Annotated in this window: 21 protein-coding genes; 9 read left to right on the top strand and 12 right to left on the bottom strand. The window is 68.2% G+C overall.

Annotation, left to right across the window (positions count from 1 at the left end; all coding sequences use genetic code 11):
• Window positions 1-11: 11 nt before the first annotated feature.
• On the bottom strand, window positions 12-2,534 hold the full coding sequence (locus IT182_12355) for a hypothetical protein (GenBank protein ID MCC6164132.1): 2,523 nt from the start codon (window positions 2,532-2,534) through the stop codon (window positions 12-14).
• Between the two features lie 251 nt (window positions 2,535-2,785).
• Here IT182_12355 and IT182_12350 point away from each other — a divergent pair, with 251 nt between their 5' ends.
• From IT182_12350 to IT182_12330, 5 genes are read left to right on the top strand one after another with little or no spacing between them, the layout of a single operon-like run.
• Entirely contained in the window at window positions 2,786-3,706 is a 921-nt protein-coding gene (locus tag IT182_12350) for a glycosyltransferase family 2 protein (protein MCC6164131.1), read from the top strand.
• A gap of 58 nt (window positions 3,707-3,764) precedes the next feature.
• Complete coding sequence (locus IT182_12345; GenBank protein ID MCC6164130.1) at window positions 3,765-4,277, top strand: dTDP-4-dehydrorhamnose 3,5-epimerase family protein; 513 nt, start codon at window positions 3,765-3,767, stop codon at window positions 4,275-4,277.
• 49 nt (window positions 4,278-4,326) lie between these two features.
• Window positions 4,327-5,061, top strand: coding sequence for a DUF3891 family protein (locus IT182_12340; protein MCC6164129.1), 735 nt, complete (start codon window positions 4,327-4,329; stop codon window positions 5,059-5,061).
• Window positions 5,058-5,759 carry a response regulator transcription factor gene (locus IT182_12335; protein MCC6164128.1) on the top strand — a complete coding sequence of 234 codons (702 nt, stop codon included), beginning with the start codon at window positions 5,058-5,060 and terminating at the stop codon, window positions 5,757-5,759. Before IT182_12340 ends, IT182_12335 begins: the two co-directional genes overlap by 4 nt.
• A 13-nt stretch (window positions 5,760-5,772) precedes the next feature.
• Window positions 5,773-7,149 carry a PAS domain-containing protein gene (locus IT182_12330; protein ID MCC6164127.1) on the top strand — a complete coding sequence of 459 codons (1,377 nt, stop codon included), beginning with the start codon at window positions 5,773-5,775 and terminating at the stop codon, window positions 7,147-7,149.
• A 112-nt stretch (window positions 7,150-7,261) separates the two neighbouring features.
• Here the strand turns inward: IT182_12330 and IT182_12325 are convergent, their stop codons facing one another.
• The 3 genes from IT182_12325 to IT182_12315 are packed head-to-tail and all read right to left on the bottom strand — an operon-like array spanning window position 7,262 to window position 11,097.
• Window positions 7,262-8,143 (bottom strand): glycosyltransferase family 2 protein, encoded by an 882-nt coding sequence (locus IT182_12325; GenBank protein ID MCC6164126.1) that lies wholly within the window; start codon window positions 8,141-8,143, stop codon window positions 7,262-7,264.
• Window positions 8,127-9,998, bottom strand: a complete 1,872-nt coding sequence (asnB, locus tag IT182_12320) for an asparagine synthase (glutamine-hydrolyzing) (protein ID MCC6164125.1) — start codon at window positions 9,996-9,998, stop codon at window positions 8,127-8,129. The genes IT182_12325 and asnB overlap by 17 nt, the downstream gene beginning before the upstream one ends.
• 49 nt (window positions 9,999-10,047) lie before the next feature.
• The gene (locus IT182_12315) at window positions 10,048-11,097 is read right to left on the bottom strand and encodes an AI-2E family transporter (protein MCC6164124.1); all 1,050 of its coding nucleotides are present in this window, start codon (window positions 11,095-11,097) and stop codon (window positions 10,048-10,050) included.
• A 230-nt stretch (window positions 11,098-11,327) separates the two neighbouring features.
• On the opposite strand from IT182_12315, the gene IT182_12310 reads away from it, so the two are divergent.
• Window positions 11,328-12,023, top strand: a complete 696-nt coding sequence (locus tag IT182_12310) for a response regulator transcription factor (protein ID MCC6164123.1) — start codon at window positions 11,328-11,330, stop codon at window positions 12,021-12,023.
• 165 nt (window positions 12,024-12,188) lie between these two features.
• On the opposite strand, the gene IT182_12305 is transcribed toward IT182_12310, so the two are convergent.
• From IT182_12305 to IT182_12275, 7 genes are all read right to left on the bottom strand, one after another.
• Window positions 12,189-12,431 carry a hypothetical protein gene (locus IT182_12305; GenBank protein ID MCC6164122.1) on the bottom strand — a complete coding sequence of 81 codons (243 nt, stop codon included), beginning with the start codon at window positions 12,429-12,431 and terminating at the stop codon, window positions 12,189-12,191.
• Window positions 12,428-12,835, bottom strand: a complete 408-nt coding sequence (locus IT182_12300) for a Rieske 2Fe-2S domain-containing protein (protein ID MCC6164121.1) — start codon at window positions 12,833-12,835, stop codon at window positions 12,428-12,430. Before IT182_12300 ends, IT182_12305 begins: the two co-directional genes overlap by 4 nt.
• Window positions 12,836-13,058: 223 nt before the next feature.
• Complete coding sequence (locus tag IT182_12295) at window positions 13,059-13,745, bottom strand: 4Fe-4S binding protein (GenBank protein MCC6164120.1); 687 nt, start codon at window positions 13,743-13,745, stop codon at window positions 13,059-13,061.
• A 13-nt stretch (window positions 13,746-13,758) separates the two neighbouring features.
• A complete protein-coding gene (locus IT182_12290) occupies window positions 13,759-16,029 on the bottom strand; it encodes a molybdopterin oxidoreductase family protein (GenBank protein MCC6164119.1) in 2,271 nt (756 codons plus the stop codon).
• Window positions 16,030-16,035: 6 nt separating this feature from the next.
• Window positions 16,036-18,297, bottom strand: a complete 2,262-nt coding sequence (locus IT182_12285) for a NarK/NasA family nitrate transporter (protein ID MCC6164118.1) — start codon at window positions 18,295-18,297, stop codon at window positions 16,036-16,038.
• A gap of 103 nt (window positions 18,298-18,400) precedes the next feature.
• Window positions 18,401-19,402 (bottom strand): inorganic phosphate transporter, encoded by a 1,002-nt coding sequence (locus IT182_12280; GenBank protein MCC6164117.1) that lies wholly within the window; start codon window positions 19,400-19,402, stop codon window positions 18,401-18,403.
• A 15-nt stretch (window positions 19,403-19,417) separates the two neighbouring features.
• Window positions 19,418-20,038, bottom strand: coding sequence for a DUF47 domain-containing protein (locus IT182_12275; protein ID MCC6164116.1), 621 nt, complete (start codon window positions 20,036-20,038; stop codon window positions 19,418-19,420).
• A 312-nt stretch (window positions 20,039-20,350) separates the two neighbouring features.
• Here IT182_12275 and IT182_12270 point away from each other — a divergent pair, with 312 nt between their 5' ends.
• Both IT182_12270 and glgC read left to right on the top strand, forming a co-directional pair.
• Window positions 20,351-20,455, top strand: a complete 105-nt coding sequence (locus IT182_12270; GenBank protein ID MCC6164115.1) for a hypothetical protein — start codon at window positions 20,351-20,353, stop codon at window positions 20,453-20,455.
• Between the two features lie 12 nt (window positions 20,456-20,467).
• Window positions 20,468-21,616 carry a glucose-1-phosphate adenylyltransferase gene (gene glgC, locus IT182_12265; protein ID MCC6164114.1) on the top strand — a complete coding sequence of 383 codons (1,149 nt, stop codon included), beginning with the start codon at window positions 20,468-20,470 and terminating at the stop codon, window positions 21,614-21,616.
• 12 nt (window positions 21,617-21,628) lie between these two features.
• Here glgC and IT182_12260 read toward each other — a convergent pair whose 3' ends face one another.
• Complete coding sequence (locus IT182_12260) at window positions 21,629-23,884, bottom strand: bifunctional SulP family inorganic anion transporter/carbonic anhydrase (protein ID MCC6164113.1); 2,256 nt, start codon at window positions 23,882-23,884, stop codon at window positions 21,629-21,631.
• Window positions 23,885-23,964: 80 nt separating this feature from the next.
• Here IT182_12260 and IT182_12255 point away from each other — a divergent pair, with 80 nt between their 5' ends.
• Window positions 23,965-26,175, top strand: coding sequence for a PD40 domain-containing protein (locus tag IT182_12255; protein ID MCC6164112.1), 2,211 nt, complete (start codon window positions 23,965-23,967; stop codon window positions 26,173-26,175).
• Window positions 26,176-26,198: the final 23 nt, after the last annotated feature.

The raw sequence follows: 26,198 nt of genomic DNA, 5'->3' as shown, positions 1-26,198 counted from the left end.
TGCGCTCTCGTTCAGGGAACGACGGGGAGGAGCGTGGCCTTGGCGGCGGCGCCCGATTCGAGGTTGTGGCGGTAGATGGCCTTCTCGACGACGATGGGCGTGGCCGGGGCGGCGCCGATCGGGCGTGACTCGATGTCGATCGCGTACGGTCCCACGAGCGATCGGAAGCTCTGACGCATCCACACGGTGGTCCGCGCGCCTTCCGTGGTGAACTCTGCCACCTGCGGTGTGCCGCTACTCGGGTACGCCGTCAGGCGAATCGACGCAGGTGTGCCATCCGGCGAACCGATCAGCACGAACGTGTCGGTGACGGTTGCCGGAATCGTCGCGGCATCAGCGATCGCGAACCGCAGGCCGGTCTCCGTCGCGCCGAACTCCACGTGGCCTTCGGTCCACTCACTCCGGCCGGCCTTCCACCACATCGCACGTTCGGCCACGACAGGGGCTGTCGCGGTGATCGTCGTCGTGAAGTCCGCCGATGCGAGTTGCGAGGTCAGCGCGTCAGCCCAGATGGTAAGGCGACTCATCGGTGCCATGGTGTACGTCCGCGTCTCATCGACGGGCGTGCCGTCGCTCCCGGCACCCGCGAACGTCGCTGTCACATCGACGGCGGTATCGGCAGGGTTGGCTACGAGGATGAACGTGTCGAAATCACCCTTCGTTGTCCCCTCGGCGAAGAACCAGCGGTCGGCCAGATCCGTCGCGCCGATCGCATCGGTGCCCGCCGAGAACGTCTGCCCGCCGGCGTTGCGATAGACCGCCCGTTCGACGACAATCGGGACCGACGACACGACCACTGTCGCGAACTCCGCCGACGCCAGCCTCCCGCCTTCCTGGTTCACCCAGACCGTGCGGCGCGACCGCGCCGGAACGCTCACGGGGCGCGCCTCCTGCGTCCCGTCAGACAGCAGGAAATTGAGGGTGACGCTGCCAAGAACCGGCCCGGGATTCTGGAGCAGGATGAAGGTCTGGATACCGCTGATCGTGGCCCCTTCCGCGAAGTACCACGTGTTCGACGCGGCTGGACTGCCCGTGCTGGCGTGGCTGCCATAGCCCGTGACGCGATCCCACAGCATGCGGCGATCAGCCACGACGGGCCCCGTGCTCTCGACGATCACGCCGAATTCGGTGGCATCGAGCGTCCCGATGCAGCACGACGCGAGATCGATGCGCCCCTTCGGATCGAGTCGCACGGCCCGACTCGCCGGTGTGCCTCCCGTGGCGCCCACCCAGCGTGTCACCACGTCGATGGGGGCGGTACCAGGGTTGAAGAGGCTGACGATCGTGTCGAAGAACGTGCCCGAAGCCCCCTCTGCAAACAGGCGCGTGTGCGCGGCGGGTGCCGATGGATGCGACCGGCCGAGGAACTCGTCGAGGTTGCTCACGCCGTCGCCGTCGGCATCGAGCGTTGCATCGGCCGGGTTCGTCGGATCGAGGCCAAAGTATGTCTCCCAGCCATCGAGTATCCCGTCGTTGTCGGCGTCGAGATCGATGAGGCGCAGGTCATGACCTTCGTAGTTCGGACGTGCGTGGAGCGCGAGGACATGGCGTCCATCCGCGGAGATGGCGATGTTGTCGGTCGCGGGCAATGTCGTGACGATGCCGCTGCGCCGATCGAAGTACTCATTCCCCAGCATCAGGATACGTTCCCCATCGTCACTCAGGCCGATGGCGCGAAGGTTCGGCTGCTCGGGCATCGTGTCGACCTTCCCGCTGGCTCGATGCAGCAGCGCAACCGTCACATCCGGTGGATCGCCGACATGCGTGAGCACGTAGTCGCCAGGGCCCGTTGCGGCGAGGACGTATGAGGTGTTCCATGCCGAGGGTTTCACCTGTGGGTAGTACGTCTTCTCGCCCGTCGCCACCGCGTACGCGGCGATGGCCTCTGCTGTCGTGTCGCCGGCCGCGTAGAACACGAACGCGCCATCGCCGCTGACCACGGGTCCCGGCACGCAGGGCCACATGGCGCCGTAAGCTCCGGAGGGGCGGACACACGTCGTGCCGATTTCGATGGGATCACCCTGACCATCACGCCAGAGCATGACGCGAACCGGTGCGTCCGGTGGCGTGTCTGGAGTCCAAGGTCCGGACAGCCACGCCACCGTACGACCGTCGCGGCTCATCCCGAACCTCGTGCCTTCCATCCGATCTCCCCATCCAATCCTGCCGCTCTGCCTGAGCACGACGGACGTCGCGGTGCTCCTGTCGAACCTGACAGTGATGTCCTCCGACAAGTAGGTGCCGCTGTAGTACCCGGTGGCGACCACATAGCGGCCGTCGTCGCTGATCGCGTGGATCGCAGTGATCGATCTCACGTGAGCACCCGGCGCAAGTGTCGAGAGGGCAATTTCGCTGGTCGTGGCGACTTGTCGGTCCCTGACGACCAGCGTGGCGAGGTCGGAGTCGCGAGTCCACGCGACGAAGCGCGCGTTGGACGACATGGTCGCCGTATAGACGCGTTCCGCGACAGCTTCGACGCCGGGCGGCAGGCTCTGAGCAGCTACCGGCGCCGCCACAGCAGAAAGGAGTGCCATGAGCAGACACCCACGAAGAACTTGCATGAGACGCATCCAAGCCTCCTTTGAAGGACCATCAAGGGTACTAACTGTGTCGAGGAGGGGCCAGAACGTGGTTATCAGATGCTGAAGAGGGCGACTTCCTCGCGGGAGTCGCCCCTTTTCCATGGAGGCTCCGTTCACGAGACCGCGCGAGGCACGTGGCCCTGGGCCCCCGCGGGCCGCCACGCGTCGTGCGTTACACTCCGGCGCGTGCGGTCGCCCCAGCCGTGAGCAGCCAACCCTGCGTCTCCATTGTCATTGCGACGTACAACCGCCGGGCGGTGCTGACCGAAGTGCTCGACGCGCTCCGGCACCAGACCGTCCGCGACTGGGAAGCCATCGTGGTGGGCGATGCCTGTACCGACGGCACGGCAGACGCCGTGGCGCGCTTCGGCGATGCGCGCCTGCGCTTTGTCAACCTGCCGCGCAACCATGGTGAGCAGTCGGTCCCCAACAACGAGGGGGTGCGACTGGCGCGCGCCGACAGGCTCGCCTTCCTCAACCACGACGACTTCTGGCGACTCGACCACCTCGAGCACGCGCTCGCGCACCTCGATCGCAGCGGCGCCGACCTCGTCTACACGTGGCAGGCAAGCCTGCTGCCTGACCGCACCGTGGTGCTCCTCGGGCCATCGCCGCTCGGACACTACTCCACCGATCTCGGCATCCCGGCCTCGTCATGGGTGTGGCGTCGCGACCTCACGACACGCATCGGGCCGTGGCGCAACGGCTGGACGCTGCGGCTCGCCCCATCGCAGGAGTGGCTCTGGCGCGCCGCGCGAGCGGGTGCGCGACTCGTCGAACTTCGGCGCGTGTCGGTACTCGGCCTGCCGTCAGGCGCACGCGTGGGATCCTATCGATCCGTCGACGCCACCGAGCACGAGGCGTGGCGACGACGGGTCGTGGCCGGCGACGACTGGGTCGAGGAGGTGCTGACGACCTACGTGCATGCCCAGACCCAGGGAGGGCGCCTGCCGGCCTGCGCTCGCCCGCGCGCGCAGGTCGCGAGAGCCGTGCGCAACGCCGCCCTCCGCCAGGCCGCCAGGCTGGGACTGCATCCGGTCGCCGTCTGGCTGGCGGTGCGGCACCCCGGCCGCGGCGGATTCCTGCACTGGCTGCGACGCCGTCGAGGCCTGCCCGATCTCTGATAAAAGGAACCTCATGCATGTGCACGAGTCGTCCACGCTCATCACTCCGCTCGAGGGCATGATCAAGGATCGACAGAGCGTGACGGCCGACTGGCAGCCCGTTGGCCGCGACAGGATCGACGGCGTGGAGATCGTCCAGATCCGCCCCGTGACCAAGCGAGCGGGCGTCCTCACCGAAGTGTTCCGCGCCGAATGGTGCGATGGCCCCGTCGGGCAGGTGTTCCAGGTGCTCCTGATGCCCGGCGCCGTCTCCGCGTGGCACACGCACGTGCGCACCATCGACCGACTGTTCGTGAGCAGCGGCAGCCTCACGCTGGCCCTGTACGACGGGCGGCGCGACTCGTCCACCGCGGGCCGCGTGAACGAGATGCACCTGTCGATCGCGCGGCCGGAACTGGTGATCGTGCCCGCGGGCGTGTGGCACGGCGTCATGGCCACGAGCCACAATCCGACTCTCCTGCTGAACCTGCCGAGCGCAGGGTACGACTACGCGGACCCCGATCACTACCGCCTGCCGGACGACACGAGCCAGATCCCGTATCGCTTCCAACGAGGCAACGCGATCGCGTGACGCACACGACCGGCGCGTGTCCGCGCGCCACGTGTTGTACTGTGCTCGCGTGATCGTCAGACCCGACGGCGACAGCTGGCTGCTCATCAGGCAACCCGACCACGCCGCGCTTGCCGCCGACATCCTCACCCACTGGCGCGCCGACGGCGTACCCGACCGCCCTACACGCGAGCGGCTGCTCATCGCCACACGCGAGCACGATACGGGCTGGGCGCTCGAAGACGATGCGCCGATGGTGAACCCGGAGACGGGCGCGCCGTGGGACTTCATCCACCTGCCCGTGGCGCGGCGGCAGGCCGTGTGGCCGCGCGCCGTCGAGACGCTCGGCGACGATGCGTACGTTGCGGCGCTCGTCGCCCACCACGCGGTCACCGCCTACGCGCGCTATGACGGCGACACGGACTGGCGCGACTTCTTCAGGGCCCTGTCACACGAACGTGACAGCCGTGTGGCAACGTTCGCTTCGCATGACGCGGGTACCTTCGCAGGTTTCCTGCGCGACTACGCGTCGCTCCGGGCAGCGGATCTCATCTCACTGGCGTTGTGTCATGGCTGGCAGGATCGCTTCGAACTCGATCACTATCGTGGCCACGTGGACGGCAACGACATGACGCTCACGCCGGACCCCTTCGACGGCGTCAGCGTCGCGTGGCAGGTGTCCGGGCGACGCATCGCAAGACGCCGCTACGCGTCGGATGCCGAGTTGCGACGCGCCGTCGACGACGCGACAGTCGAGACGCTGCGTGGCCACCTCCACGGACGACCGGAGCCACTCCCCTCATGAGCCGCATCCTGGTCGTCGAGGACGACCCCGACATCGCCGAGCTCCTGCGCTACTACCTCGAACGTGCGTCGCACGACGTCGACGTGCTGTCGCAAGGTCAGGCGGCGCTGGCACGCATCAGGGATCGCCGGCCGGAACTCGTGATCCTCGATCGCATGCTGCCCGGCATGGACGGCCTCGAGATCTGCCGGCAACTGCGCGCAACGCCGGAGTCGGCCGACATCCTCGTGATCATGGTGACGGCACGCGCCGAGGAGAGCGATCGCATCGTGGGCCTCGAGCTCGGCGCCGACGACTACATCACCAAGCCGTTCAGCGCCAAGGAAGTGGTGGCGCGCGTGAGCGCCCTCCTGCGCCGGTCGCACCGGGGCGTCGCAGCGGCGGCGGCCGCACCTGTCCCGTCACCCGAGCACGTGCTGGAGTACGACGACATCAGGATGGATCTCGATCGCCACGTCGTGACGCACGCCGGCGATGACGTGCGCCTGACAGCCAAGGAGTTCCTGCTGCTGCGGTACTTCCTCGAACACCGCGGCCGCGTACTCTCGCGTGACCTGATGCTCACCGACGTGTGGGGCTACCAGTACACCGGCGGATCCCGGACCGTCGACGTCCACGTCCGCCGCCTCCGCGAGAAGCTGCCGCCGCTCATCGACGCGATCGAAACGGTGAAGCAGTTCGGGTACAAGCTGAAATGAACCGGCACTCGGCATGAGAATCCCCACCTTCGTCATCCTGACGGCGTTGCAGACGGCGCTGTTCACGCCGCTGTTCACGGTGGCCGTGGCGTGGGTGACGCAGGAGCCGCTGGAGACGTCTGCGGCGTTCCTGTTGCGCATCGGCCTGGTCGGGCTCGTGACGGCAGCGGTGTCGGCCGTGATCACGGCATGGGTCGCCCTGACAGTGGTCGACGACAGAATCGGCGACGTCGTCACGGCGGTCCGCGCGCTCGGGAGCGGCGAACTTCGCGCCGTGCTGCCCGAGACGCGCGGAGACGCGATCGGGCGCGTCGCGCGTGCCGTCAACACCGCGGCCACGCTGCTCGAAACGCGACTGGGCGACCTGACGCGCGATCGCGCGCGCCTCGAAGCCGTGCTCTCCGGCATGGTGGAAGGCGTGATCGTGGTGGACGAGCACGAGCAGGTCCAACTGGCCAACGAAGCCGCGCGGAAGCTGCTCCGCCTCGACGCCTCTCCCATCGGCCGGCGCTACGGCGAGCTGATCCGGCACCCCGACATCGCGCTGCAGATCAGCCAGGCGCTGCACGGCGAACGGCCGGGCGGGCTGGAGCTGGCGATCGGACGCGACGCCGCACAGACGTTCATCGCGCGCTGCTCACCCGCGATCGCGCCGGGCAGCCGCGCGGTGGTGCTCGTGCTGCACGACATCACCGACCTCCGCCGCGCGGATCGCATCCGTCGCGACTTCGTTGCCAACGTGTCGCACGAGCTCCGCACGCCGCTCACGGCGATCCGCGGCTACGTCGAGGCGCTGCTCGACGGCCCGACGCAGTCGCCAGAGACGGTGCGGTTCCTCGACATCATCGCGCGGCATTCGGCGCGCATGGAGCGACTGGTCCAGGACCTCCTGCGCCTCGCGCGCCTGGACGCGGGCCAGGAACCGTTGGAACTCGCCGACGTCTCGGTCGAGGGGCTGTTCCAGGCCGTGACGGCGGACCTGCAGCCGATCACCGCCGCGCGCGGCCAGTCGGTCCACATCGACGTGACGCCGCCGGCACTGACGATCCGCGTGGACCCCGCCAAGCTGCACGACGTGCTCCGCAACCTCGTCGAGAACGCGAGCGCGTACACGCCCGAAGGCAGCCGAATCGATCTGCTCGCCTCCTCGGACGGGAACCGCGTGCGCCTGTCTGTCGCCGACACGGGGCATGGGATCCCCGACGCCGAGCTCTCGCGCGTGTTCGAACGGTTCTACCGCGTGGACAAGGCCCGCTCACGCGAGTCGGGCGGTACCGGCCTCGGCCTCTCGATCGTCAGGCACCTGGTCGAACTCCACGGTGGCCAGGTGAGCGCCGGCAACCGGACAGACGGTTCGGGAGCCGTCTTCACCGTCACGCTGCCGCGGTGACAAGGGCGGCCTTGCCAGCTGCTCTTCGGATGGAGCGAACGGGTTTTGACCCGTTCGTCGGCGCCAGGGGCTGAAGGCCCTGGCCTCCGTATGGTTCAGGGGCCGCGGGATTCTACAGACTGGTCCGTCGCGTCACGAGATCGGCGAGCAGACCCATCAGCGCGATCTGGATGGCGGTGAGGATCAGGATCGCGGCGCCGACGCCGAAGGCGCCCGTGCGACTGAAGTCGACGGCAGCCTTGACCACGCCCAGCACGAGCAGGAGCGCGGCCGCCGGGAGGAAGACGTTCAGCGGACGGAACGTCACCACGAGACGCACGATGAGGAGGAAGAAGTTGATCGTGTCGCGGATGGGACGGATCGACGAGGCGCCCGTGCGGCGGTAGTAGTCGATGGGCACGTACTCCACGCGATAGCCGTTGATGTGCGACGCCAGCGTGATCGTGGACGTGAACGAGAAGCCGTCCGGATACAGTTCGAAGAATCGCAGCGCCACGTCGCGCCGGAACACGCGCATCCCGGAGTTCAGATCCGGGATGCGATGCCCGCTGAGCACGTTGGCCACGCGCGTCAGCATCCACTTGACGGGCCGCCGCAGCGCGGGCACGTGCACGCTCCCGCCCGTACGCGCGCCGACCACCATGTCCGCGTCATCGGCCTGCGTGAGCAGGGCCGGCAGTCGTGCGACGGGATAGGTCCCGTCCGCATCGAGGATCGCGATGAGCGGATACGTGGTGGCGGCAATCCCGGTCTTCAGCGCCGCGCCGTATCCGCGGTTCGCGCGATGACGCACCACGCGCGCACCGACGGCGGTCAGTACGTCTGCCGTCCCGTCGACCGACCCATCGTCCACGACGAGGACCTCGAAGGCGCGCCCAGTGTGGTGCATCGTGTCCTCGATGGCGGCGAGCGTCTCCGCGATCGCGCCTTCCTCGTTGTAAACCGGGACGATGATCGAGACGGGTTCGGGCATGCGATCAATGGCGCCAGGCATGCGCCCAGCGAACGAGGGTGACGAGTCCCCAGAGTTTGAAGGCGTGATTGGCCCTGCCGGCGACATGCGCCTCCATCATCGCCTGTACGGGCGCCGGCTGCAGTTCCGGCAACACGGCCAGTGACGCCGGCGAGAGGGCATCACGCACCAGCGGCTCGAGCGGACCACGGAACCACGCCGCCAGCGGCGCATGGAAGCCGGCTTTCGTGCGTGCCACGATCGGATCGGGGACGAGGCCGCGCATGGCCTCCTTGAAGATGACCTTCGTGTCGCGTCCGCGCAGCTTCCAGCGCCACGGGATCCGCGCCCCGAGCTCCACCAGCCGATAGTCGAGCCAGGGTGTCCTCGCTTCGAGCCCGAACGCCATGGTCGTCCGATCGACCTTCGGCAGGATGGAGTCGGCCAGGAACGTCTTGACGTCCACGTGGAACAGGCGGTCCAGCAGATCGGGGGCGTCTGACGCGCGGTACGCCGCGAGAAACGGCGCGTCCGGTGCCTGCTCGCGCGCCGCCTCCGCGTGGACATCCGGCCTCAGCAGCGAGGCACGCTCCCCGTCGTTGCAGATGGTCCGCCACGTGTAGTGCGCGCGTTCGGGCGACTCCCCCGCACCCGCCACGAACTGGCGCAACGCGTAGTCGAGGCTCATCTTCCCGCTGGATGCCGGCAGCACCTCCACGAGGGGACGCACCAGCCTGTCGCGAAACCAGCGTGGCAGCGTACGCCAGACACGCGCGAGGCGATCAGCGTGATAGACGGCGTATCCGCCGAACACCTCGTCGCCACCATCGCCCGAGAGGACCACCGTCACATGGCGGCGCGTCTCCTGCGCGAGCCTGTACATGGGCACCATCGAGATGTCGGCGACCGGCGAGTCGGCGTGCCAGACGATGCGCTCGAGACACGCCGGGACATCAGTTGCGCGACACACGATCTCGTGATGCGTGAGGTCGTAGGTCCGCGCCACCAGAGCCGCGAACGGCCCCTCGTCGAACGACGGTTCGTCGAACCTGACGCTGAACGTGTGCAGCGGGCCTGCGTGCCGCGGCCGCATGAAGTGCACGATGGCCGACGAATCGAGGCCGCCGCTCAGGAACGCCCCGAGCGGGACGTCCGACACCAGTCGCATGCGCACGGCATCGTCGCACAGACGGCGGATGTCTCCGATCGCGGCACCGCGATCGGTCAGTGGATCCTTCCCGAACCGCACGTCCCAGTACGGATCCACGTCGAGCCGATCCCTCGTCGCGGTGAGCACGTGACCAGGCGGCAGCTGCGCCACCTCGCGCCAGATCGTGCGCGGTCCCGGGACGTAGTTGAGCGCCAGGAACGCGTCGAGCGCCACGGGATCGAGCGTTGGCGTCACACCCGGCACGGCGAGCAACGCCTTGATCTCCGATCCGAAGACCAGTCGAGTGCCCATCGACGCGTAGTAGAGCGGTTTGACGCCGAGCCTGTCGCGCACGAGCCACAATGTGCGCGCGTCGCGGTCCCACACCGCGAACGCGAACATCCCGTTGAAGCGCGCCACGGCCTCGACGCCCCACTCCTCCCACGCGTGCACGATCACTTCCGTGTCCGTGCGCGACGCGAACCGGTGGCCCTTCTCGACGAGAAGCCGGCGGACGTCCTCGAAGTTGTAGATCTCGCCGTTGTAGCTGACGATGATGCGGCCATCCTCGGAGGCCATGGGCTGACGCCCGGCGTCGGAGACGTCGATCACGCTGAGCCGGCGATGCGCGAGACCGATGCCGCCATCGGTCCAGCACCCGCTGCCGTCAGGGCCACGATGGCCGAGCGTCGCGGCCATCCTCGACAGCCACTCCGGGTCGACAGGCGCCCCATCACGATTGAACACTCCAGCGAAGCCGCACAAAACAGGACGTCAGGGCGAAGGAAAGAGGACGTCAGGAGCTCAGGCCGGCGTTTCCGGCGCTTTCGGCATTCTCGGCATTGGTAATGTCCACCACTCCCTCCGAGGGGGGCAGCTGATCCGAGAAGGCTTCACCGAACAGCTCCCACGCGGTCTGGAAGAGGGCGGCGATGATGGGGCCGATGATGAAGCCGATCGCGCCGAAGGCAATGATGCCACCGAGCGTCGAGAAGAGGATCATCAGGTCGTGCATCTCCGTGTCGCGTCCAACGAGACGAGGGCGCAGCACGTTGTCGACCGAACCCACGATGAGGCTGCAGAAAGCGGCCAGCAGCAACGCCGTCACCCACTGCCCCCTGAGTGCCAGGATGATACAGGCCGGCACCCACACCATGGCGCCGCCGAGCAGAGGAATCACCGACAGCACCACCATGACCGCGCCCCAGAACGCCGCGTGTTCGATGCCCGCCACCCAGAACGCCAGGCCGCCGAGCGTGCCCTGCACCGCGCCGATGACGAGCGTGCCCTTCAGGGTGGCACGCGCGACCGACACGAACTTGTCGAGCAGCACATCGCGCTCGTGCTCGCCGAGCGGAAGGAAACGGCGCAGCGCCGTCAGGATCCGCGGTCCGTCGAGCAGCAGGAAGAAGATCGTGTAGGCCATGATGGCCGCGTTGAAGACCAACTGCAGCCCGCCGAGCGTCGTGCTCGAGAGCGCGGCGACGGTGGCGCCACCGAGGCCGCTCAGGAGCTCGGCGGCCTTCTGCAGCAGTTGGTCGCGATACGGCACGAGGTGTTCGGCAAACGGCAAGCGCTCGACCACCGGTGCGAGCGACGTCGGCTGCGAGGCCATCTGCTCGATCCACGGTCGGACGTTCTCGCTGAGCCGAATCGCCTGCAGCGTGACCAGCCACACGACGACGCCGAGCGGCACGACCACAGCCAGGACGCCGATGAAGAGCGTGGCCAGCGCCGCCAGCGCACGCCTGCCCCGCAACCGTACGGTCAGCGCGGCGAACAGCGGGTACCCCAGCCCGGCGAAGATCGCCGCCAGCAGGATCGTCATCAGGAACGAGCGGATCATCCCGATGAAGATCGCCGTGATCCCGAAGACGAGGATCACCAGGAAGACGAGCCGGAACCGGTTCTCCCTGGCCCGCAGGTGGGGCGCGGCATCAGCGCGAGTAGGCACGGACCATCATAAACAGGAACGCCCGGCCCGCACATGGCCTTGCCCGGCCCGCGCATGGCGGAAACACGGAATTAACCGTCCCGACACGCGGGGGACATGACTGCGACGTACCGTGGGTGGGCGTGACTACTCGCATCCTGATCGTCGAGGACGAGCGCGACATCGCGGATCTCGTCAGACATGCGCTGGAACGGGAGCCGGGAACGCGCGTCGAGACGGTGTCCAGCGGCGCGGCAGCGCTCGATGCGGTGGCGGCGATGCCGCCGCACCTGATCATCCTGGACCTGAATCTGCCCGTGCTGTCCGGGTTCGACGTGTGCCGCGTGCTGAAATCACGCCCCGCATCACGTCACGTCCCCATCGTCATGCTCACGGCGCGCGCGACGGAAGTGGACCGCGTGGCGGGGCTCGATCTCGGCGCCGACGACTACATCACCAAGCCGTTCAGCCTGCGCGAGCTCGCCGCGCGCGTGCGCGCCGTGCTGCGTCGCCCGTCCGCCGTCGCCGACGAGCGACCCGCTGCACACGTCTATCGCGACGCGCACCTGACCGCCGACTTCGATGCCGTCGCCATCCACGTCGACGGCTCGCCGATTCGACTCACGCGCCGCGAGTTCGAGCTGCTCCAGTGCCTGGTCGAACACCGCAACCGCGTCCTCTCGCGCGACCGCCTGCTCGAGCGCGTGTGGGGCTACGACCACACGATCGAAACGCGCTCGGTGGACGTCCACGTCGGCCGCCTCCGCGCCAAGCTCGGCACGGCAGGCGAGCAGATCGAAACCGTCGTGGGCCTCGGCTATCGGTTCATCGGCGCGTGAGCGGGCAGGCGCGAAGGGCCGGGCTCGGAGAGCCGGTCCTCCTCTACGCGCGCTGCCGGACTCTCTCGGGCTGCCGGACTTTGTCCGGCAGTCAGTGGTGCCCGTCCGCCGGATGAAATCCGGCGGCGACGCCTTCGCGAGCAGTCAGCAGTTGACAGGCGCGCGTCAGGAACGGCTGGCGCGCTCGATGCGACGGAGATAGGCCAGCAATCCCACGTTCAGCGCGAGCCCGCCCGCGCTGACGGCCAGCCCGGGCCACACGAGCGATTCGTCTCCACCGAGCCACGCGTTCATCGTCGCCGTCAGCAGCCAGAGCTGCAGGATGACCACGATGAGCACGAACCCCAGCATCCCGTGGACGATCGTCGTGCGCTGGGCGCGGCTGAACGCGGGCCTGTGACGCGTCATGTCGTGCGCGCCTCGACGCCGACCGCGTAGATGTCCGAGCCGCGACGCTCCAGCACGATCCGCGTGAGCGGCCGCTTGGGCGGGCCCGCGATGGGCACGCCGGTCCGCAGATCGAAGCGACCGTTGTGACAGGGACAGAAGAGGCTGTTCTCGGCCGGCCGCGGAACCACCGCGCACGACAGATGCGTGCACTTCTGGTTGAACGCCACGAACTCGTCCACCGAGAGCCGTACCAGCAGACACGGTTCGTGTTCGTCCGGATACCGGAAGACGAGACTCCCGCCTACCGGTACCTCGGCCAGCGACGCCACGCGCCGGACCGGCGGCCGGCCGCGATGACGGCGGTACCAGTTCTGCACGGCAATCCACAACTGGCCCGTCGTGAAGGCCGCGCTCGTGAGCACCATGAACCTGAGGAAGTCACGGCGCTCCACATAGAGGTCCTGCGGCCAGTCGATCGGGAAATCCTGACGCCACGCCGGCTGCGCCCCGGACGGCGTGAAGTCAGGGGCGATGCTGATGTGGTCGTGCCCGAACGACGACGGATCGACGTGTCGCGGCATGCCCTGCAGAGGCGACGCCGGCGTCGCCGGATCGGGACAGGCCCTGCGCTCGACATCCGCCATGTCAGACCTCGACCTCTGCGAACGGATCGACATCGATCGGCGCGGCGTCCGATACCGCATCCGGACTCGCCATCTTCAGCGTGACCGCGCGACTCTGCGTGCGATCGTCCATCGCCGCCACGACGTCGACATGCGGCGCGCGGATCGCCACGGCACGCGGCACCATGACCCGCACGCGTGTCGTGATCGTCTGGTCGCCGAACTGGAACGTGTTGACGGGAGCCGAGAGCGGGCGGAGCTGCGCGATCTGCTCGCGCGTACCGAAAAACAGCGCCTGGCTCGGACACACCGTCGCGCACATGGGCTTCTTGCCGACGCTGGTGCGGTCGTAGCACATGTCGCACTTCATCATGATCTTCCGGTCTTCGTAGACCTCCGGCACGCCGAACGGACACGCGACGACGCAGTTGCCGCACGCGATGCAGCGCGGCTTGCGCGCCGACTGCACCACGCCGTCGCCGGTCCGCTTGATCGCGTCGGCCGGACAGACCTCCGCGCACGTCGGCTGCTCGCAATGCATGCAGACGACGGGCACCGTCTGCACGCTCTCGGCGCGACTGACGTACTCGAGGTGAATCATCGACTCGCCGCGGTGCGTGTCGCATTCCGAGCACGCCTGCACGCACGACTGGCAGCCGATGCAGCGGTTGGGATCGACGAAGAATTCGAGCTGATCGGGCTTGGCCATGGCGTCCGTGCAGCTACTGCTGCGGCTCCAGCGTCGAGGCGTAGTCCGGTGGTCCGTCGGCCCGCCTGACCCGACAGCCACACACCTTGTATTGAGGAATCTTGCTGATCGGATCCTGCGCGGCCACGGTGAGCTGATTGGCGCTCTTGCGGCCAGGCCAGTGGTAGGGGATGAAGATCGTGTCGGGACGAATCGTTGTCACGACCTGCGCACGCAGCGTGATCGCACCGCGGCGCGTCTCTGCCGTGGCCCAGTCGCCATCGGCGATGCCGAGTCTGGTCGCCAGTCGCGGGTGCATCTCGATGCGCGGCTCGGGGTACTGGCGCACCAGCGGTCCGATCCGCCGCGTTTGCGCGCCAGACAGGAACTGACTGATCACGCGTCCTGTCGTCAGATGAATGGGGAATTCACCGCCGGCATCGTCGACGGGTTCACGATAGTCGGCGACGTTGAAGCGCGCGCGGCCGTCGGGGAAATAGAACGGTCCGGCGCCCCTGGCCACGGGGTTGTAGCTGCCGCGCTCGAACAGGCGCGGCGTCCCCGGGTGATCGATCGGCTGTCCGGTCTGCGGGTCCTCGCTGTAGCACGGCCAGAACACGCCGAACTGCCTGTCGATCTTCTCGTACGTCACGCCTGAATAGTCGGCAACCCCGCCCCGGCTGGCAACGCGCAGTTCCTCGAAGATCTCGCGCGGGTCGGCGAACGTGAAGCCGTGCGGCCGGCCGAGCGCGGCGGCGATGTCCTGGATGATGCGCCAGTCCTCACGCGCGTCACCCGGGCAGTCGACAGCCTTGTTGATCCTGATGATCCGCCCCTCGACCTGCGTGACGGTGCCTTCATCCTCCTCGTGGAGACTGCCGGGCAGGACCACGTCGGCATGCCAGGCGGTGTCGTTCAGGAAGAAGTCGATCGCGCTGTAGAACTCGAGCTTCTCGAGGCATCGCGTGACGAACGCGTTGTCGGGCAGCGAGACTTTCGGGTTGAAACAGATCGACAACAGTCCCTTGATCTCGCCGCGATCGATCTTCCGGAACAACTCATAGGCGTCGACACCTGGTCCTGGCAGGGCCGCCTCGTCGATGCCCCAGACACCGGCGATGTAGCGACGATGATCCGGATTGCTGATGTCGCGCCAGCCGGGAAGCTGATCGCACTTCTGACCGTGCTCGCGCCCGCCCTGGCCGTTGGCCTGCCCGACGATGGTGCCGTAGCCGCTCTGTGACGTGCCGATGCGTCCGGATGCGAGCACCAGGTTGATCGCGCCGAGCGCGTTCTGCACGCCGTTGGAGTGATGCTCGATGCCGCGGGCGTGGAGCAGGAAGCTGCTCGTGGCGGTGCCCCACCACTCGGCGGCCTGCAGCAGCGCGCGCTGCGGGACGCCCGTCACATCGGCCGTGCGCGCCAGCGTCCAGTCGCGACAATAGGCCGCCACATCGTCGAAGCCTGTCGTGTGCGCGGCGATGAACTCGTGATCGAGCCAGTCGCGCTCGATCATGATCTGCAGCACGCCGGCAAAGAGCGCCGCATCACGCCCCGGCTTGACGGGCAGGTAGAGGTCGCACGTGCGTGCCACCGGCGTGATGCGCGGATCCTGGATGATGATGCGCGCACCCTGCTCGCGCGCCTGCCACAGGTAGTTCGTGGTGATCGGCGAGCACTCGGCCACGTTCGAGCCGGCCACCCAGATCACCTCGGTGCCGATCATGTCGGCCCACGGACTCGTGACGCGATCGATGCCGAAGGCCTTCTTGTTCGCGGCCCCGGCGCTCACCATGCACAGCCGGCCGTTGTAGTCGATGAACGGCGTCTTCAGGCACACGCGTGCGAACTTGCCGAGCAGATACGTCTTCTCGGTGGTGAGACTCGCGCCGCCGAGCACAGCCACGGCCCCGGGCCCGTACTCGGCCTGAATCCGGCCGACCTCCGCCGCCACGCGCTGGATGGCCTCCGTGTACGGCATCGGACTGAAACCCGTGCTCGACGAGGGGTCGCGGCGCAGCGCCGTGGTCAGGCGATCGGGATGCGAACCCTGCAGGTAGCGCTTGACGCCTTTCGGGCACAGCATTCCGCGATTGAACGGGAACTCCTCCCACGGCTCGAACCCGATCACCTGGTTGTCGCGCACCTTCAACTGGATGCCGCATTGCTGTCCGCAGAAGCAGCAATGCGTCTTGACGGTCCGGTCAGGCTCGAGACTGGTCGACAACCGGGCACCGGTCATCGACGACACGTGCGGGCCGAAGCCGCTGATGATCTGCAGAGGATCGACAGGAATCTCCGCCATGACGGCCTACGCTCCTTCCCGCGTCCCGCGGTCGTTGAGATACTCGCGCCACAGCGCACCCTGTGCCAGGCCGAAGAGCGCCCGGCGACACGTCGGACAGACGTCCTGATAATGCGACCCGTCGGGCATCTCGTAACGGAACCCGAGTTCGCGTTCGACGATGGCGAGATCGCGCACCATGGCCAGCGACGCGAAGGGCTGCCGGCATCGCCGGCACTGCGCCTGCTCGCCGCGACGGCCGGCGTCCTTGTAGAAGCCGACCCCGAGCTGCGCGGGGCGCTGGAAGACGTGGAACAGTTTGCCGAACGGCAGCCACAGCAGCGTGACGATCACCGTTACGGCGTGGAGGATGGCGAGGAACTCGTACGCGTACCCGCTCATCCACGTGTAACTGGCAGTGAGCATCAGCCCCGTGATGCTGATCGCGAACAGCAACAGAAGCGGCAGGATGTCCTGGCCGAACTGCTGCACGGCCACGGCACCGTGATCGATCATGCGCCGCCTGAACGCCAGCATCACGCCACCGATGACCAGGAACGACGACCACACGAGCCCGTGGAAGATCACGAACGCGAGCGTCGACTCCACGGGGAAGTCCTGGACCGGCACGCCGAAGACGAACGTGCGATACATGTCCACATTGCCGGGCACGGTCTCGAAGTGGACCCAGCCCCAGACGAGCGGGAACGTGATCGCCGCCGCGAGCACGCAGCCCCACATGATCAGCCAGTGCGCCAGCCCGCGCAGCCGGCCGCGCCGGAAGATGTAGGCGTTGGCCGCGAACTCGACCACCGTGCGCCCGACGAGTCCGACGGCATTGCCGGCGAGCGACCGACGCTCGAAGAACGCCTGCCACCCGCGCCGCCAGTACATGCGGGTCGGCGGCCGATTGAGCCACATTGCGTAGCGATAGGTGATCCCGAACGTGGCAAACAGCGTGGCGAACGTGTAACCGACGAGTGCCGCGTCGAAGTGTTGCAGGTTCCGCGAGCCGACCACGATCATCGCCCCGAGCCCCGCCGTCATGAGCGTGGCCCACGCACCCGCCCTGACACGCTCCAGCGCCTGGCGCGCCGCGACGGGCAGTCCGCGCGCCCATGCGACGTCAGCGGGGCGGAAGACCCGGGCGTTGGCGATGCGCAGCGTGAGCGCCGTGAGCGAGAGCAGCACGAACCCCGGCCACATCACGCCCACCTGATCGCGGAAGACGCCAAGGAGGATCGGTGGGAAGAAACCGCCGAGGCCGCCGAGCGCACCAACCAGGCCGGTGACCGTGCCCGTATCCCTGGGAAAGTGTTCGGGCACGAGCTTGAAGACGGCACCGTTGCCGGCGCCGAGCAGCGCCGCGCAGCCGAGCGCGCCGACCGTGAAGGGCACCATCGCCGACGAGATCAGCAGGAGCGCCATCACCGCCACGCCGCCGAACACCCATGACAACACCTGCGCCCCGCCGATGCGATCGGCCAGCCAGCCGCCCACGGGTCGCATCAGCGTCGCCAGCACGACAAAGCCCGCCGCACGCAAGCCGGCGTCGGCAGGCGTCATGCCGAACTGCACGCGCAGCAGCGTCGGCAGGTAGATCGAGAAGGCGACAAAGCCGCCGAACGTCAGAAAGTAGAAGGCGCCGAGCAGCCACGCGATCGGAGAGCGGCGCAACACCGTCACCATCGCTCCCACACTGGCGGGCCGCGCGGCGCCGACGGGATTGCGCGCGAGCGCAACGTAGACCATCGCCCACACCAGCAGGAGGACGCTCGTCGCGTAGAACCCCGCCTGCCAGCCCCAGCGCGTCGCCGCCACGGGACCGACGAAGACGGCCAGCGACTGCCCCAGCGCGCCCAGTCCGTAGATGCCGAGTGCGGTTCCCTGCCGGCCGGGTGGCGTCCATCGTGACACGAACGCCGCGCCGACGGAGAACGACGATCCCGCCATCCCGATGAGGAGCGCGGCGACCAGCAACGTCGCGTAGCTGTCGGTCAGCGGTACGACGAGCGCGGCCAGCGACGAGAAGACGAGCAGCGCCGCGAAGACGAATCGGCCACCCCAGCGATCGGTGACCATGCCCATGGGCAGACGGGCCAGCGATCCCAGCAGGACCGGCACGGCGACGAGCAGCGCCGTTTGCGATGCCGTCAGTGCATAGAGGTTCGAGAAGATGGAGGCCAGGCCGCCGACCAGGCCCCACGCGGCAAACGACACCGTGAACGACACGGTCGCCAGCGCGAGCGCCGTGTTCGAGCCCTGCCCCGCGGGCCGGTCGCTGGACACGGCCAGAGTCTTATCACGAATCGGGGGCCTCACGGCCGGCAACCGGCAACGGGCAACCGGCAACCGGGGCCTGGCGGGCCGGCAACGGGCAACCGGGCGGCGTCTAGTCGGCGCCGAGCAGGTGCAGGATCCAGAACGTCGACGCGCCGACGAGGGCGGCGGCGGGAATGGTCATCACCCAGGCCCAGACGATGCGGCTGGCGATGCCCCAGCGCACGGCGGAGAGACGGCGCGTCGCGCCGACGCCGACGATCGACCCCGTGATCGTGTGCGTGGTGCTGATGCCCACGCCGAGGACCGTCGCGATGAGGATGGCGACGGCGGCGCCCGTCTCGGCGGCGAAGCCGCCCACGGGCGCGAGCTTGGTGATCTTGCTGCCCATCGTCTTCACGATGCGCCAGCCGCCGGACAGCGTGCCGAGGCCGATCGCCAGATGCGCGGCAATGACCACCCAGAACGGCACCTCGAACGTGTGCAGGTAGCCCGCCGTCACGAGCACGCCCGTGATGATGCCCATCGTCTTCTGCGCGTCGTTGGCGCCGTGCATCAGGCTGAAGAGCGCGGCAGACAGCAACTGGAGGCGGCGGAACAGCATGTCCACGCGGGCGGGTGCCGACCGGCGGAACAGCCAGAACGTGGCCGTCATCGTGGCCAGGCCGACGCACAGGCCCACCACCGGCGCGACGACGATGAAGATGAGCGTCTTGGCCCAACCGGACCAGATGATCGCGGGCAGGCCGGCCTTGGCAACCGCGGCCCCGGCGTAGCCGCCAAACAGCGCGTGCGACGAACTGGTGGGCAGGCCGTAGAACCAGGTGATCAGGTTCCACACGATCGCACCCGTGAGCCCGGCGCCGATCACCGCGAACGTGACGTAGCGCAGTTCCACCATGCCCGAACCGACGGTCTTGGCAACCGCGGTGCCGAAGGCGAATGCGGCAACGAAATTGAAGAACGCCGCCCAGACCACCGCCTGTCCTGGCGTGAGCACGCGCGTGGACACCACGGTGGCGATCGAATTGGCCGCGTCGTGGAAGCCGTTGATGTAGTCGAACGCCAGCGCCAGGAGGATCAGCGCGATGACGACCAGCAGGGCTGCATCCATGGAGTCGGGCCGGTCTCAGGTGTACTTGACCACGAGACCCTCGATCTCGTTGGCGACGTCTTCGCACTCGTCGGTGGCCCGCTCGAGCAGGTCCAGGATCTCCTTCCACTTCAGGACCTCGATCGCATTCTGCTCTTCGGAGAAGAGCCGCCCGATGGCCTGACGGTGGATCTGATCCGCCTCGTTCTCCAGGCGGTTGATCTCGACGACGTGTTCCTCGAGGCCTTGTCGTCCTTCGAGCTTCTGCGTGGCGAGCAGTATCTGCTCGGCGGAGCGAAGGATGACGTTCGTGAGCTCGCGGGCACCGTACCTGACGTGCTGCACGCGATAGAGCCTGATGCAGCCGCCGGCGGCGTCCATCATGTCCATCACGTTGTCGAGATACAGCACCAGGGTGTGGATGTCTTCGCGGTCGAGCGGGGTGACGAACGTCTTGTTCAACCGGTGCAACGCGTCGTGCGCGACGATGTCGCATTGATGCTCGAGCGCCTTCAGTTCGTCTGCCGCGTCCCATCGCGGCACGTCCTCGGCCACCATGCCGTCGAGGATCTCCGCGGCCTTGCGGATCTCCTGGGCCAGCTGGATGAAATCGTCGAAGAAGCGACCGTCTTTGGGGATGAGGCTGAATCGGGCCACGCAACTCTCCTAGGGCTGTGGACGGTCTGGTGTCCCGGCGCACGTGGCGTGGGCATCGGGATGTGGCTGGGGAGACAGACGCATGGACGCGGACCGTCGCACAGGCAGGGCCATCATAGCCCTGCCGCAAGGCCCCTCCCTGTAAATTCCACGTAAACAATTCGGGCCATCCGCTGACCCGTCGTGAGGTCGGGCCCGACCTTCGACTCCGCTCAGGTCGCCCTGAGCTTGTCGAAGGGCGGAGGGCCAGCCCTGCCTGCTGCCGATTGCCGGTTGCCGGTTGCCGGTTGCCGGAGTTAAGGTGTGCGCACCATGCCCTCAGTGCTGACGCTCATCCTCGGCGGTGGCCGCGGTAACCGGCTGTTTCCGCTCACGTGGACCCGTTCCAAGCCGGCCGTACCGATCGGCGGCAAGTAACGTCGCATCGACGTGCCCGTCAGCAACTGCCTGCACGCGAACCTGCGGCGCATTTTCGTGCTGACGCAATTCAACTCGGCCTCCCTGAACCGGCACCTCGCCCAGAGCTACCGGCTCGATCACTTCTCGCAGGGCTTCGTGGACATCCTGGCCGCCGAGCAGACGCCCGACAGCACGGCATGGTTCCAGGGCACGGCCGACGCGGTCCGACAAGCGTGGCGGCACTTCCACTCGATGCAGGCCGACCACATCCTCATCCTCGCCGGCGATCACCTCTATCGCATGAACCTCGGCGAGCTCATCGCCGATCACATCGAGCAGGACGCCGACGTCACCATCGCCGCACAGCCGTGCGATCCGGAGACGTCCACACAGATGGGCATCTTCCGCTTCGACGCCAACGGGCAGATCTCGGGCTTCGAGGAGAAGCCCGACGCCGACAGACTCTCCGCGATCGGCCAGAGCGTCCCCATCGACAGCCGCATCGCGTCCTGGATCACGCCAGAGCGGCCGTTCATCGCGTCGATGGGTATCTACGTGTTCTCCAAGCAGGTGCTGCTCGACTCGCTCGAGCGCTACGCCGATGCCGTCGACTTCGGCAAGGAGATCATCCCCGCGGTGATCGACACGCATCGCGTGCGTGCGTACCTGTATCGCGGGTACTGGGAGGACGTCGGCACCATCGGCTCGTTCTTCGAAGCCAACCTGAAGCTCACCGATCCGATCCCGGCATTCACGTTCCACGACGAGACGGCACCGATCTTCACGCACCCGCGCTTCCTGGCCGGATCCCGCGTGCACGACTGTCGCGTGAATCGCGCGGTGATCGCCGAGGGCTGCTCGCTCGCCTCGTGCGACATCGATCGCGCCGTGGTGGGGATTCGCACGCAGGTGCGCGCCGGCGCCCGGATCACGAATTCCGTGCTCCTCGGCGCCGACTACTACAGCCGCGACAGCGACGACACGGGGGTGCCGCTCGGCATCGGCAGGGACGTGGTGCTCGATCGGGTGATCGTGGACAAGAACGCGCGCGTCGGCGACGGCGCGCGTCTGGTCAACTCGGCTGGCGTGCAGGACGCGGAAGGGAATGGTTACGTCATCCGCGAGGGCATCATCATCGTGCCGAAGGGCTCGACGGTGCCGTCCGGCACCGTCGTCTGACCCAGGACAGCGTCACGCGGACGCGCGTGACGCTGCTTCCAGTGCCGGAGACTGGATGCCCGCGTCCACGAACTGGCCGAGATCCTGGTCCCACACCGTGACCTTCGCACGCTTCAGGTCGAAGTACCAGCCGTAGAGACGCAGCGACCGGTTCGCCAGCGCCCGCTGGACCGACGGATACGTCAGCAGCCGATCCATCTGCTCGACGACGTTGGTCCGCGCGAGGGCGTTGTGGGGCGTGGTGCCGTTGGGATGCACGGGCGCCACGCCATGGCGCGACATCGACGACATGCCGTTGGACAACCATCGGCTGAGCGAGCCACCGAGCGATTCGTGCCCGCCGATCAGGGCCTTCATGGCACCGCACTCCGAATGGCCGCACACGACGATGCTGTGGATGTTGAGCACGTCCACCGCGTATTCGACGGCGGCGCCGACCGAGTAGTCGTCCGGACGCTCGGTCCACTCCGGCACGAGGTTGCCGATGTTGCGCAGCACGAAGATGTCGCCCGGGTCGGCGTTCACGAGATCCGCCGGGACGATCCGCGAGTCGGCGCACGTGATGAAGAGCGCCTGCGGCGTCTGTCCCACGTCGGCCAGATGACTCAGCAGCGGCCGCACGTCGCGTGACGTGGTGGCGTTGAAGGCCGCGGCGCCCTGGATGAGCGGCTCGCTGCCGTCGCCGGGGGCGACCAGCGACGTCTCCTTCCGCGAGCGACGCCGGAGCGCGCCGAGCAGGCTGTCGAGACGCGACTTCGCGTAGTGCGGCGCGCCCTTGGCCGCGTCGGCGTACCAGGCTTCGTGCAGTTCGTCGATGTCGACCCTGCCGCCCATCCGTTCGTGGCCCACGCGCCAGTCGTGCAGCGCTTCGAAGGCCGCGTGGTCCATGAAGTCCACCATCAGGTCCACGTCCACGTGTGCCCGCGGCGGAATGGTCTCGAGCGCGGCGGTGAGGCTCGGGATGCCCACAAACGTCATCGAGCCGCCGATGCGCACGTGGTACCGCCCCTCGGCGCCTTCGACCTGCACCTTGGTCTGCGACAGACGGCGCAGCAGCAGCACGACGGCCAGCGCCAGGCCGAGTCCGATGCCCGGCAACAGGCCGAGCACGACCACGCCCGCGACGGTGACCGCATAGACGAAGGCTTCACCGAAGGTGACCAGTCGACGGATGTGATGCGCGTCGACGAGGCGGATGCCGACGTGCACCAGGAGACCGGCCAGCACGCAGAGCGGGATCATCTCGATCCCCCAACCGAGGAACAGCACGAACAGCAGGATCCAGACGCTGTGCAGGATGGCCGAGAGCTGCGTCCTGGCGCCGGCGTTGATGTTGGCCGACGAACGCACGATGACGCCCGTCACGGGCAGGCCTCCGAGCAGCCCCGACACCGTGTTGGCGAGCCCCTGTCCCACGAGCTCACGATCGAGATTCGCGCGTGGACCGGTGTGCAGTTTGTCGGTGGCAACGGCACAGAGCAGCGATTCGACGCTCGCCACGGCGGCGATCGTGATGCCGCCGATCAGCACGGCGGTGAGATGCTGCGCGCCGGGCCAGAGGGCGAACTGGAAGCCGTTGGCGAAGCCGCCCTGCAGGTTGATGCGCTCCACGTCGAGGCCGAGCAGCACCGACGCTCCGGTCGCCGTCATCACGGCGACCAGCGACGCGGGCACCAGCGAGAGGGGACGTGGCACCCATCGCCACGCCAGCAGCAATGCGATGGTGGCCAGGCCGAGGAACGCAGCGGGGGCATGGAGTACCACCAACTGGCCGGGCAGCGCCAGGAAGTTCTTCAGGGCCTGGCTCTCGGGCGCGCCGCCGAGGACGACATGCAGCTGCGCCAGCGCGATCGTGACGCCGATGCCGGCCAGCATGCCGTGCACGACGGCCGGCGACACCGCCAGGCACAGGCGGGCGATCCGCGCGCCGCCGAGCGCGATCTGGATGACGCCGCCAAGCACGACGGCAGAGGCCACCAGGCGCCAGTCGCCGAATTGCTCCACCATCCCGAACACGATCGCGGTCAGGCCGGCCGCCGGGCCAGTCACCTGGAGGGGGGCGCCCGCGATGAACCCCGTGATGATGCCGCCGACAATGCCGGCGATGAGGCCGGCCATGATCGGGGCGCCGGAAGCCAGCGCGATGCCGAGCGACAGCGGAATCGCGATCAGGAAGACAACGAGAGATGCGAGGATGTCCTGACGGGGGGCACCGAAGAGACCCGGACCGGACACCGGCTGGGGAGCGGCGGAGTGGGGTGTGGGCATGGTCATAGTGACCCGGGTACTATGCAGGGCGATGCCGTCTCACGTGATGACGGAAGTGATCGGATTGCCGTGATGTTTCGATGATGCAGCCGGAAGTCCTTTACTATCAGTTCGATGACATCAAGATAGACCTGCGCGCCGGACGCGTCCTGCGCGAAGGACTCCCCGTATCGCTGGAGCCGAAAGCCTTTGACCTGCTGGTGCTCCTCACCTCGCGCAGTGGCGAGCTGGTGACCCGTCAGGAGGTGCTGGAGCGCGTCTGGTCCGGGATCTACGTCACCGACAACGCCGTGGCGCGCGTGGTGGCCCAGCTCAGGCGTGCACTCGGCGACTCGGCGCGCGGCGCGCGATACATCGAGACGGTCCCGACGCGCGGCTATCGGTTCATCGAGCCCGTCATCAAGATCGCGGCTCCGGTGGTCCCGGCCGCGACACCGCGCGTGACGGTGCCGCCCCCGGCAGCCACTCCCCCGCCGGCGGCCCCGCCCCCGTCGTTGCCCTTCCCCGGTGCGCCCTCCCCGCATCCGCTCTGGGCCGCGGCACTGACCGTCCTCGCCCTGGCCGCCATCGCGCTGGCGTGGCGCGCACAGAGCACCGCGTCGGTCACCTTCGTCTCGACGCCGGCACGGGATCGCACGCAGCTGACCTCGTCGCCCGCACTCGACGCATTCCCCACGTGGTCGCCCGACGGACGGACACTGGCGTACGCGAGCGACAGAAGCGGACGCTTCGAGATTTTCCTGCGCGACCTCGTGGCTGGCGGCGATCGGACCGCGCTCACCAACGACGGCCAGCACAACGTGCAACCCGCCTGGTCGCCGGACGGCACCGCGATCGCCTACCACTCGTCGGGACGAGGCGGGATCTGGGTCATCTCGCGCACGGGCGGGACGCCGCGACAAATCAGCGCGTTCGGATCCCGCCCGGCGTGGTCGCCCGACGGCACGCGCATCGCCTTCCAGAGCGCGCCGTACACCGAACCGAGCAGCGCGGCGTTCGAGACGTTCGGACCGTCGAGCCTGTGGCTGGCCGATGCCGACGGGTCGGGTGCGCCCCGGCGCCTCACCGAAGGCTGGCGCCCGGAAGGCAGTCACGCACGGCCGGCGTGGTTTCCGGACGGCCAGCGGCTCGTCTTCGTGAGCCAGCGCCTCGACCGGACGACGCTCTGGGCGCTCGATGTCGAGAGCGGCGGGTTGACGCTCATCCACGACGCCGGCACGCGCGCGCTGGACATCACGCTCACGCCCGATGGCCGGGCCGTGCTCTACGTGCGCCTGGACGACCACTTCGACCTGTGGAAACTGCCGCTCACGGCCGAAGGCCGTGCTGAAGGAGCGCCAGAGCTCGTCCTGCCGCCGAGCGAACTCGACCTGCGCCATGTGGCCGTCCATCCCTCGGGCACGCAGATCGCCTATGTCGCGATGTCCACGGTGAGCGGGCTGCGCAGCCTGTCGCTTCGAAAAACTGGCGTGCCGGCCGCGCCGTCCACGCGAGTGGCCGAGGATGCCGTGCGGCGCGCCAGGCGTCCGTCGTTCAGCCCCGACGGCCAGTTGGTTGCCTTCGAACGCCAGGCCGCGGGCGGGCGCCCACACGTGTGGCTCCTGGATCTGGCGCGCGGGTCGGTCAGGGCGCTGACACAGGGACCGATCGCGGCGCACGACCCCGACTGGGATCGCGACGGCCGGCGCGTGTACGTCGTGGTGGAGGCTGCGGGCCAGCGCACGCTCCAGGCGGTCGACCCGACGGACGGACAGATGACGCTGGTCGCCAATCTGGCCAATGGCGAGACGCCCCTGCTCCGGCCGCGCCTGTCCCCCGACGGGACGCGCCTCGCCTACACACGATCGTCGGAGGGACAACTGGAAGTGTGGGTGCGCACGCTCGCAGACGGGCGTGACGCGCGCGTGGCACGGGCAGGCGACGGCGTCGCGTTCCCCGTGTGGGCGCCCGACGGGCGCGCGCTGGCGGTGGGCGTGTGGCGCGACGGCCACGCGCAGGTCCACGTGGTGGACCTCGCCACCGGCGACATCACCCAGGTGTCGAGCGGCGTGGATCAGGCGTGGGTGCGCAGCTGGTCGCCGGATGGCACGCGGATCGCCTTCGCCGGATCGCAGGACGGCCGGTGGGACGTGTGGTCGGTCGGCCGGGATGGGTCGTCGCTGCAGCGCCTCACGACGTACGGCGACGAGCACCACTACGTGCGCAACCCCGAGTGGTCGCCGCAGGGCGATCGGCTGGTCTACGAATTCGCCAGCTTTGCCGGCAACGTCTGGGCCCTGAACCTGCGCTGACTGGCGTGGCCGCGCGCTGTAGG

Source organism: Acidobacteriota bacterium (assembly GCA_020845575.1).
In the GTDB taxonomy this organism is placed as follows: Bacteria; Acidobacteriota; Vicinamibacteria; order Vicinamibacterales; family Vicinamibacteraceae; genus Luteitalea.
The sequence above is the reverse complement of the archived record's forward strand: the minus strand, read 5'-3'. Positions and strand labels throughout refer to the sequence as shown.